Source organism: Streptomyces sp. NPDC002476 (genome assembly GCF_042889785.1).
Taxonomy (GTDB): domain Bacteria; phylum Actinomycetota; class Actinomycetes; order Streptomycetales; family Streptomycetaceae; genus Streptomyces.
Map to the genome: position 1 here is coordinate 1 of NZ_JBIARH010000109.1, position 1,388 is coordinate 1,388.

Sequence of the window (1,388 nt, forward strand, 5' to 3'; positions counted from 1 at the left end):
GCGGACCGGGCGGTTCATGTCGAGGACGAGTCTGTGCATGGTTCGGATGTGATGGGTACGTCGTTGGTGGTGGCGAGGGCGGTGGAGAAGGCCGGGTTCGATCTGGTGATTGGTGGTATGGCGTCGACGGATGGTGGTGGGGGTGTGGTTCCGGCGTTGCTGGCGGAGCGGTTGGGTGTGCCGCAGGTGACGTTGTTGTCGGAGGTGTCGGTCGAGGGTGGTGTGGTGCGGGGGCGGCGTGATGGTGATGTGGCCTCGGAGTGGCTGGAGGCGTCGTTGCCGGCGGTGGTGTCGGTGACGGATCAGTCGGGTGAGGCGCGGTATCCGTCGTTCAAGGGGATCATGGCGGCGAAGAAGAAGCCGGTGGAGTCGTGGGATCTGGATGATCTGGGTGTGGAGGCCGGGGAGGTGGGTCTGGGTGGTGCGTTCACGCAGGTCGTTTCCGTGGCTGAGCGTCCGGCGCGGTCGGTGGGCACGGTCGTGACGGACGAGGGTGAGGGTGGCCGGCGGGTTGCCGAGTTCCTCGCGGGCCGGAAGTTCATCTGACGGCCCGTGCTGTGCGTGGCTGTTCCTCAATTCATCGTGGCGGGAGATCATTTCCATGGCTGAAGTTCTTGTCTTTGTCGATCATGTGGACGGTGTCGTTCGCAAGCCCACGCTGGAGTTGCTGACGCTGGCGCGTCGTGTGGGTGAGCCGGTTGCGGTGGCGTTGGGTGCGGGGGCCGGCGCGACGGCGGGTGTGCTGGGTGAGCACGGTGCGGTGCGGGTGCTGGTGGACGAGGCTCCGGAGTACGGGGAGTTCCTGGTCGTGCCGAAGGTGGATGCGCTGCGGGCGGCTTGTGAGGCGGTGTCGCCGGTGGCGGTGCTGGTGGTGTCGTCGGCGGAGGGCAAGGAGGTCGCGGCGCGTCTGGCGTTGCGGACCGGTTCGGGTCTGCTGACCGATGCGGTGGATGTGGAGGCCGGGGAGGGGGGTGTGGTGGCGGTGCAGTCGGTGTTCGCGGCGTCGTTCACCACGCGGTCGCGGGTGGTGCGGGGTGGTGCGGTGGTGACGGTCAAGCCGAACAGTGCGCCGGTGGAGCCGGTCGCGGCGGCGGGTGAGGTCGTGGCGTTGGAGGTGTCGTTCTCGCAGGGGGCGTCGGGGACGCGGGTGACGGGGCGTGAGGCGCGTGAGTCGACGGGGCGTCCGGAGCTGACCGAGGCCGCGATCGTGGTGTCGGGCGGGCGGGGTGTGAACGGTGCGGAGAACTTCGCGTTGATCGAGGCGCTCGCGGACAGTCTGGGTGCGGCGGTGGGTGCGTCGCGTGCGGCGGTGGACGCGGGCTGGTATCCGCATTCCGCGCAGGTCGGGCAGACGGGCAAGTCGGTCTCGCCGCAGTTGTACATCGCGT

The 1,388-nt window shown here is 68.8% G+C and carries 2 protein-coding genes; both read left to right on the forward strand.

All coding sequences use genetic code 11. The features are described 5' to 3' along the window. Positions 1-546, forward strand: a 546-nt coding sequence (locus ACFYXM_RS37110) for an electron transfer flavoprotein subunit beta/FixA family protein (protein ID WP_389296265.1), incomplete at its 5' end; no start/stop codon positions are given. Positions 547-601: 55 nt separating this feature from the next. Further along, positions 602-1,388 (forward strand): electron transfer flavoprotein subunit alpha/FixB family protein (locus ACFYXM_RS37115; RefSeq protein WP_389296267.1); only part of this gene is annotated, 787 nt, incomplete at its 3' end.